Raw genomic sequence first — 10,011 nt, 5'->3', positions numbered from 1 at the left:
TTCTGGAATCACTTCATAGTTTTGTTCTTGAACCTTAGCAATCGCTTGTGCTAGTTCAAATACAGTTGGCTTTTGTAATAAATCACCAATTTGTAATCGTTTCCCAGTAGATGCCTCTATCCGATTCACCACTAACGTTGCTTTTAATGAATGGCCACCTAATTCAAAGAAATTATCATGAATACCTACTTGATTCACATGTAAAATATCTGCAAAAATTTGGCATAGCAAGTGTTCGGTATCTGTACTCGGTGCTACATAGGCATCCGTATCGACATAGTCCATGATAGGCAATGCCTTCTTATCTAATTTCCCATTAATAGTAATAGGAATTTGCTCAATATGCATGAAATTAACTGGTATCATGTACTCCGGTAAGGTCATACGTAATTGTGATTTAATCTTATTATGTGATAATGTATGCATCGCTTCATAATAAGCAACGATATACTGATCTTGATCATGATTTTGAACAATAACAACTGCTTTATTAATACCTTGTATACGCTCGAGCGCATGCTCAACCTCTGACAACTCAATCCTAAACCCTCGAATCTTAACTTGTTTGTCCTTTCGATATAAATAATCTATGTTGCCATCGGGTAACAAACGAACGATATCACCACTTCTATACATCAGCTGATTTATATTTGAATCTTTGATAAATTTATCTGCTGTCAATTCTGGCTGATTTAAATAACCTGCAGCTAACCCAAAGCCACTTGTACATAATTCTCCAGGAATACCAACGCCACACCGACGCTCGCCTTGCATGATATAAACATGAGTACCCAGAATCGGTTTACCAATAGGAATACGATTTGGAACTTTGTTAGGTATATTATACGTCGTTGTAAATGTTGTATTTTCAGTTGGTCCATAACCATTAATAATTTGAGGATGCTTCGGTTTTTGATTAAGCAAATCCACCCACTTAGCATTCAATACTTCTCCACCAATTAATAAATACTTTAACGGTACCAATACTTCTATTCGTTCACTAGCAATCTGATTAAATAATGAGGAGGTTAACCACATAGTATTAACGTCATTTTCATTGATTAATTGTTCTACCGCTATTGGATTTAATAATTGTTCTTTTTTAGCAACAATCAGCTTTCCACCATTGAGCAATGCACCATATATTTCAAATGTTGCAGCATCAAAGGCTATAGTTCCTGATAACAAAATTGTCGTCTCTTCATTTAATGGTACATAATGATTTCGATGGACCAAGCGAACAATACCTCGGTGCGGAATTAGTGTCCCTTTAGGGTTACCAGTTGTCCCCGACGTGTAAATAACATAAGCATGATCTTCTAACGTGTTACATTTAGAAAGATTATCAATATTTTTCCACGCTATCTTATTCAAATCAATGTGATTAATATTTTGTTTACCATTTTCATATAAAGCTTGGTACGTTATTACAACTTTAGGCGTTGCATCTTTTAAAATGTACTCCTGACGATCACTTGGATAGTTCGGATCAATTGGCACGTAAGCCCCACCAGCTTTCAACACACCTATCATCGCTATTATCATCTCAATACTTTTTTCAGCTATGACAGCGACACGATCATTAGGTTCAACACCATACTGGTTTCTCAAACGGTGTGCTAAATCATTCGCGCGTGCATTCAATGTTTGATATGTTATAAACACTCCGTCAAATTGCACAGCGACATGATTCGGCGTTGCTTCAACTTGTTGCTCAAATAAGGTAACAACTGTTTGCGCATCATCTATCTCAGGCAAACTTAAATTGATATCGTCATATAATTGAATATCACGTTCTGTCATCAAATTAAGTTCATCTACAGTTGTTCGTTTATTTCCATTTTCTTCAGTAATTTGCAAATAAATATTTCGAACTAAGTCACTCAGCGTCTCGATTGAGAGCAAATCATATGCTGCACTGTTATATATAATTTTGAACCCGTGTTGATGTGGAAAAATTTCAATATCCGCTAAAGATGTATGTGCATCATGTATTTGATGTACATCCTCAATAACATCATTACAACAAGACATCATATGATGATAACAATGAAAAATAGTCTCTAGTGAAAGCGAAGACTTCGCGCACTGTAATTGCGACATATTTTGCAACACACATTTATTAAAATCTGTTGTAAAACGTTGACATACATCTTTTGCATCGATTGTTAACGTTAACGGCACAATATTTCCGTGTAAATCATTTGGTAAATGTGATGGTACATGTATACCTAATGTGACATCATGTTGTTGACTCATTATATGATTAGCTAAATACACACTAACAGCCAACGATGCCATATCTATTGATGTCATATCATCAATCAAATACGTTTGATATAAAGCTTGTTCAAATGGATGCTTAATTGGAAAATAACTATCAATATGGATGTCAGAGTTATTCTCTAACCGAAAATAGTTTGAGTCTAATGCTATATGCGATGCATCTTGATTGTCTTTATCATCATTTCTATTTATATGTGCATGCTGTCGAGTATTGTTAATAACAGTATTGCCACGATATGCATTGCATAAATCATCAAGAAAAATATCAATTTGACTATCATCGAAAATGGACACATGAAAATCTAATAGTATATATGCAGCATCAGCGAACTGAAACAATTTAACTTTGAATAAAGGTGAATCATTAAAATGGTAAGTACTTAATTCTTGCTTAAAAAAAGCTTCTAAATCATAGTTTGCGGAAGAAGATGGAACTTGTTTTATCTCAATAAAAGGCAGAAATTCATGAAGTATCATTGTTAAATTGTCATCGGTAGTAACATCAAAAAAATGTCTTATAGATGCATGTTGTTGCACAATTGTCGATAATGCATACATCATTTTAGTAGCTTCAACATTTTTAGCGAGTTTAACCCAATACGCATTACGGTGTGTCGTTGATTCTGTATTATTTTTGTATATACGAAAATATTCCTGTTGAAATCTCAAATTACCCATAATCATAAAAAGTCCTTCTTTCATATCATAATACTCATTACTTACTGAAATTGCATGATGATATGATAACCGACGAAATGTTAATTAACTCGTTATGTAATGATTAATATAAAACACCATTCGCAACATATGAGCGATATATTCTACCCTAAAATACATCTTGTATCATCGTTACAATTGGTATATTTTTCAATGTAAATTACATACATCTTCGATAAATAGCACACTACAACTCGTTAATCACTTTCTGTTGTTCACATCTCATTGCAAACTCAATATTGTTGTTACAAAATATCCATGAAGCAAGTTTATATTAAACAAACAACTCGCATAAAACAATTGTTATCCTTAAATTTCAACAAATTCTTAATAAATTTATCTCTATTTTAATTACGACCAAATTAATAGGTTTTCCATATAAAAAGATGCATAAAATAAATATTTAAATAAATTCAATTTGTATTCACTTGTTTTTGTCCCCCAAATACACCAGCAACAAGCATGCTAGCACCAATTGTTAAAACGATAAACATATACAGTCCCATTTGTAATGACGTTAAGAAAACACCCAACACAATCCCTAACCTAGCTAGTGTTTCTGAAAAATGAATACCTAATGCATTAACTGCACTATATGTTCCTCTTTTAGCTTTAGGAATAATTTTAAAGCGTTGTTCTGAAACTATAGGCGAATAAATAATCTCACCTACAGTCGCAATTATCATAAAAACAACTAATAAGCCAAACTGATTAAGATAGGTTAGACCACTATAGCCAACAATATAAATCAGCAAACCAGTGATTAAAGCTTTTTTAAAATCTATTTTCAATACAACTTTCGAGATTGAATACGTGAGTAAAATGACGACGACCGTATTAATCATTAGCAAGATTGCTAACATCTTAGCACCTGTAATATCATATGAACCTATACTTATTGTTTCAAACTGATCCTTTAGTCTAATAGCAATATATGAGGAGATTGAAAATTCACCCATCATGATGATACTGAACCCCGAAATCAATAACATATAATTACGGTCTTTCAAAACTAATTTATAACTGCGAAATATATTCATTATTTGTAATTTTTGATAACGACTTGCATGCCTCTTGTCATCACTTTGCTTTACTTGATTTCGGTCTTGAGGTAACCAAATATATAAAATAAAGAGTACAATTAAAAATATACAAGCTGCTATTAAGAAAAGTAGTAACATACTGTAGCCATACATCAAGCCACCTAACAATGCCCCAATAGCTACCGATAAGTTCGTCATCCAATAGCTAATCTTGTAAATATAATGTTCCACGTCTTCGGTAATTGCATCCATAATTAATGTGTCCATAACTGGAAATTGTAATCCCCAAACGATTGTAAATATGGCATATGCAACACAAAAACCAATAATTTGCCACAATTGATGTGACCCAAATACGCCCATGAACACAAGCATTATCACCATCGTCGCTTGATAAATAAGTACTAGCAACTTTTTCGGAAAAATCTCAATAAGGTAACCAGATATAATGGACAATGGAAATTTTAGAACCACTAAACCAACAAGATATATACCGACAATTGATTGACTTAACATATCTGTTAAATATAGTGCTATAAACGGTATAAATGCTGTCGTAATAATTAGCTGTAAAAAATTGCTAATCAATCGTACTTTCAAAGTCGTACTTAAGCGTTTCATTAATAACTACACCCCTATCCACATATATACACACTACCATTTACATAAAATCTATTATTAGATTATACGTTGAAACAAAGAATTTTTAGTTATACAAAGTTATTTAACAAACAAATGCATCGATTTTACAATGCATCTTGCATATAATGCCTCAAAAAAATTAGCACTATATGACTATATATTATTCCAAATGAATGAAATTTATCAATAATTGCGTAAGTGAACACATATGTGCGTAAATGTTAAATCATTGTCCTAACATAGCCGTGACTATACTTAGATGTAATCATAAAAAAACTACTGCCATCTTTACAACAGCAGTAGTGCTTATATGATTCATTTATATAAAATTGAAAGCGTTAATCGCTAGCCCAGCATCCTTATTCTATTTAGCTGTATAACTTTTACTAGCAATACGACCACTTGCAACAATAATATCTTTATCTTGGAAAGGTTCATGATTGAAGAAACGCTCTAAAATATCTTTAACTCCATCTTCAATGCGTTTTTGTGCTTCTAAAGTCATACCTGAATAGTGAACCGTCATAGCATTTCTAGGCATTGTTCTCCATGGATGATCAGCAGGTGCAGGTTGTGGATACCAAACATCACCAGCATATCCTTGTAAATGCTCGGATGCTAACGCTTCAACTAACGCATCGCGATTTACAATTTTACCACGTGCAGTATTCACTAAATAACTGTGTTTTTTCATACGACTTAAAACATCTTTATCAAATAAGTTATCAGTTTCTGGTGTTAATGGTGCATGAATTGTAATCGCATCACTTGATGAAACAAGTTCATCAAAGCTTACAAATTTAGACAATTTATGGTCTTGTTGATTGATTGGATCATAGTGTTGTAATGTTACATTAAATGGCGCTAATCTTTCAGCAACAAGTTGTCCAATTCGACCAAATCCAAAAATACCAATTGTTTTGTGTTGTAATTCATGCGCATGATTACCTACTTGAGACAAGTTCCATTCACCTTCTACTGATTGACGATGACCTTCTTCATAGTTTCTAAGAAGTATTAATAAATCCATAACCGCATGTTCTGCCACACTAACTGTATTACTTCCTGTAACTTCAACGACACCAATATTGTGTTCACTTGCTGCCGCTAAATCTACATGGTCAGATCCTACACCTGCTGTAATTGCTAATTTCAAGTTCGGTGCTTTTTCAATACGTTCACGAGTCATATATGCAGGATAAAATGGCGCACTAATAATCACATCCATATCTGGTAAATGTTTATCTAAGTCTTCACCATTATCTGCTAATATAATGAACTCATGTCCTCTTTCCTCTAAAAATGTTTTTAATCCTATTGCTTTTTTAGTATTAAGTAATTGATTTTCTTGACCTTCTACTGCTTCTGGAAATAATGCTACGATTTTCATATCCATCTCTCCTAAATGATAAATTTTGACTTCCTTAAAGTACGTGTTGCATGTTGCTTGTTTTAAAAATATGACAAAAAAAACGGCACCGTTTGACATACCACCCCCTTGAATTATTGTTAAATTCAAAGCGAAGTTAGCAAACAGCACCGTGTACCTTACACCAGCAACACTTATTCTATTGACTTATCGAAAACAAATATTGAAATGACTTCATCATCATTCAAATCAATATCTGTAAATAATTTTACAAACTTAGCGCCTACAAGACTTTCCATCTCATTTACATCTATTTCTTTATACATCTGTTTAATCTTCTCTGTGCGTGTATAATGGAGCATTGATTCATTGCGTTTGTCGTTTAGGTAAAAACTCTCAACTTTACTCAAAACACCTGTCATATGTGCAATCGCCCAATTATCTTTAAACGACACTCGAATACTATTGGGTCCTTTACCCACGTATTCTTTACGATAAGATCTTACTAGATTCGAGAATTGTTGTTCTTTAGTATGCGTATCTATAGTATTCACCTTCTTTAAAATAAGAAGTTCATTAATTGTTCACATTTTCATTATACACCTTATTAACACTTTTTCAATGATAACGATTATTATTATTACGAAATGTATATTTTCCTAGTTAAAAGGATATAACAAATTAACAGAAAATGTTTATAAACTAAGATTTATATTATTTTAAAAAATGTTTCAACAAACGCATCTAAACAAAAAATCAGCTTATCACACTTACCCCTTCAACTCTGCTTCAAGTTTACCTAAATGTCTTAATGTCGGCGTTAATGCTGCGAAGAAGAATCCTTCTTTTAACTTGCGAACTTGTGGCGAATATGGTGTGTACGCTCTTGAACCACCATTGACGACAGAAGCTTGATTTACATCTAACAATAAATAGCCAATGTCCTTCTTCAATGATATTAATTCACTTAAATGTGAAGTTAAGTTACCGTCATCTAATATTGCATAATATTCCTCTCTAAGTTGACGATAACGTTTTTTAAAAGCTTCAACATCATACTCTAAATATTGATTTATTCCGTTTTGCGCATTTGAAAATGCATCAATTAACTCTAAAGAACTTTTAATTGAGCCTAATCCTATTGGAATTTGGTAAGCAATAAATTGCGGGCGAATAGTTGCCGCAAACTGCTTCGCATCATGCGTGATGATTTGTGATTGTGGCACTACGACTTGATTCAATGTGATTTGATACGTTGCTGACCCGTTGACCCCTAAAAAATTGGTTTTTTCAACGAGAGTGATACCATCTTGATTGGCACGTAGAATGAACATGACAAATTCATCTGATGATTCATGTTTCGAAATCGCACCAAAATAATGGTCTTCTTGAATATTACTTACAGCTGGCATACGTCCACTGACAACCAATTGTCCATCAACATAAGTGTGTTCAAGGTTCAACTTTTCTAAATCATTAAATGACTTCATCGGATTAGACAATCCGGTAGCACCTAATATTTCTCCAGATAACAATTGCTGTTGTAAGTCATTATTTAAATGTGGCTGCGTGGCATTTTCTAAATACGTTGAAAAAGCTAATTGGCACCATAAACAAAATCCTGTTGTCAAACAAGACTGCGATACAGCTTCGATTACTTCAGCATTTTTTCTCAATGCCGCCTCACCGAAATAACCATCTACAAATAATTGTTGAATAAATGTTCTCGGATAATACGTCCCTTCATCAACTTCTACTAAATGAGGATCTAATTGTTCTTTGATAAGCGTTTCTAAAGTCATCATCATCTCTCCTTATTCACCAAATCTTCTAAGTATAAACTGCTCAATATAACTAATGAATCGATCAATAATAAAACCAAATAATCCGATAAAGAATATTGCTGCTAAAACATCTTCTAAGTTCAACATATTTCGTGCATCAACGATTAAAAAACCTAATCCCGATTGTGCACCAATCATTTCACCAGAAACTAAAAATATCCAACTTGTTCCTACCGCCATATGTATCCCAGCCATGATTTGTTTAAATGCCCCGGGAAATAATATATTGCGATACAATGACCACCCAGTTAAATTTAAATTTGCCGCTATTTTTAAATATTGAGGTTCAATGTCTCTAACGCCTTTAATAGTATTGAACACAATTGGGAAAAAAGCAGCGATAAAAATAATCGCAATCGCTGGCAAACTACCAATACCAAACCATAGAACAACAAATGGTGCCCATGCTATCGGAGATATCGGTCTAATCAATTGAAATAGCGGTTCGATAGCGTTGTATAGCCAACGATTCCTTCCAAGCAAGAAGCCCAATGGAATAGCAACCAACAATGCGACAACAAAGCCCGCTACAAATCTCCATAAACTAATTGCTAAATGTTGGAAAATTTCTCCAGTAACAATGAAAGTCCATATACTTTTTCCTACAAGAGCAGGACCAGGTAACAATACAGGTTGGTAATGCCCAATAATAATGACCATTTCCCAAATGCCTAAGAAAATAATAAATGTGATAATAGGTAATATAAATTTGTTATTTGTGGGACGTGTCATGAACGCGATGCCTCCTTATACAATGACGGTTCAACAAAGTCATCATATGCAGGTGGATTAAACAAATGATGTTGTTTTACCAATGTCGTAATTTCTTGATAGCCGGATGGCTTAATTGTTAAATCACCATAGGATGTCCATGCCGCTGACTGTGTTAAAACGTCACGACTTTGTTTAAAATGATGCGTCATAATGTCTACACTTTGCTTGCGATCATTCATTTTAAAGCCAGACTTTTTATAATCTTGTACAAATGCTTGCGCTACATCCTTGTGTTGATCAAGCAATTCCCCTCTCAGTACTAGCACACAGCAATACGCATCAGGTATAACGTCATCACCATGTTTCAAAGTCTTACCTTTGCCTAACTTTTCACCCAGTGCACCGAATGGTTCGGCTACAGAATACCCTGTAATTCTGTGTTCACTCAATGCGGCTGGCATTTCTGCTGGCGACATTTCATGATAGCTAAAATGCCCCGGTTTAATCTTTAATTGTTTACGTAATTCCTCAAGTAAAAGATAATGTGTTGAATAACGATGTGGTATACCAAAATGGTAATCATCGCCATTATTAAATTCATTTAAGTGCATACCTTTTTGTCCCATAATGACATTGCCTTCATGATGGCCCAATGCCACAGCCTTTATATTTGAGCCCTTCTGTTTTGATTTCATCGCTAGCTCTATTAAAGTTGATGCACCATCAATACGACCACTGTTTAATGCGTCCATTAAATCTGGCCAATTATTGAATTTAACTAATTCTAGTTTATATTTCGGATGATTGTATTGTGATAATAATTTTTTAGTCATCATCAAATTAGCTGAATGTGTAATCGGCAAATATCCAATTTTAATCACTTGCTGATTTTGGGCATTTTTAGACGGTTCTTTAGACGTCCTTTGCCAATCACATCCTGTAATTATAAAGATTCCAATGATGACGATTATGCTTAACCTTTTCATCGTCACTCACTCCTTATAAATAATATTCAGGTTCAACTTGATGATGATTCAATGCAAATGTTTCCATAATTTCATTACGAATCTTAAGTAGGTGGCTATCATTACGACTGCGTGGATGTGATGCTGTAATTTCATATTGAGAAATAATATTGCACCCTTCACCTAACAGAACAATGCGGTCGGAAAGATAAATAGCTTCATCAATGTCATGCGTCACTAAAATAATAGTTGATTGCGTTTTATGTTTTAGTTGCACTAGTTGATCCTGAAGTTTATAACGTGTAAATGCATCTAATGCACCTAATGGCTCATCCATCAATATAACGTTAGGCTTATGCACATGCGCTCGACATAGTGCCACACGTTGTTTCATACCCCCGGACAGTTGCTCGGGAAAATGCTTTCCCCTG

The 10,011-nt window shown here is 33.9% G+C and carries 8 protein-coding genes; all 8 read right to left on the bottom strand.

All coding sequences use genetic code 11. The annotated features are described in order from the left end of the window. Positions 1-2,970 (bottom strand): amino acid adenylation domain-containing protein (locus IDG60_RS19170; protein ID WP_206161070.1); only part of this gene is annotated, 2,970 nt, incomplete at its 3' end. 446 nt (positions 2,971-3,416) lie between these two features. Continuing rightward, complete coding sequence (locus IDG60_RS19165; protein ID WP_000826862.1) at positions 3,417-4,667, bottom strand: MDR family MFS transporter; 1,251 nt, start codon at positions 4,665-4,667, stop codon at positions 3,417-3,419. 385 nt (positions 4,668-5,052) lie between these two features. Beyond that, the gene (locus IDG60_RS19160; protein ID WP_000706135.1) at positions 5,053-6,078 is read right to left on the bottom strand and encodes an NAD-dependent formate dehydrogenase; all 1,026 of its coding nucleotides are present in this window, start codon (positions 6,076-6,078) and stop codon (positions 5,053-5,055) included. 173 nt (positions 6,079-6,251) lie between these two features. Then, positions 6,252-6,611: a Na-translocating system protein MpsC family protein gene (locus IDG60_RS19155; protein WP_001092004.1), complete on the bottom strand. Its 360-nt coding sequence runs from the start codon at positions 6,609-6,611 to the stop codon at positions 6,252-6,254. Positions 6,612-6,827: 216 nt separating this feature from the next. Further along, complete coding sequence (locus IDG60_RS19150; RefSeq protein ID WP_000171645.1) at positions 6,828-7,859, bottom strand: acyl-CoA/acyl-ACP dehydrogenase; 1,032 nt, start codon at positions 7,857-7,859, stop codon at positions 6,828-6,830. Between the two features lie 12 nt (positions 7,860-7,871). Further along, complete coding sequence (locus tag IDG60_RS19145) at positions 7,872-8,633, bottom strand: ABC transporter permease (protein WP_000197961.1); 762 nt, start codon at positions 8,631-8,633, stop codon at positions 7,872-7,874. Further along, positions 8,630-9,601, bottom strand: a complete 972-nt coding sequence (locus IDG60_RS19140) for an ABC transporter substrate-binding protein (RefSeq protein WP_000826669.1) — start codon at positions 9,599-9,601, stop codon at positions 8,630-8,632. Before IDG60_RS19140 ends, IDG60_RS19145 begins: the two co-directional genes overlap by 4 nt. A gap of 13 nt (positions 9,602-9,614) precedes the next feature. Further along, a partial coding sequence (locus IDG60_RS19135) for an ATP-binding cassette domain-containing protein (protein ID WP_164826293.1) occupies positions 9,615-10,011 on the bottom strand: 397 nt, incomplete at its 5' end.

Source organism: Staphylococcus sp. EG-SA-2, from assembly GCF_017152085.1.
Note: the sequence above shows the minus strand (reverse complement) of the source record. Positions and strands in the feature narration are given on the sequence as shown.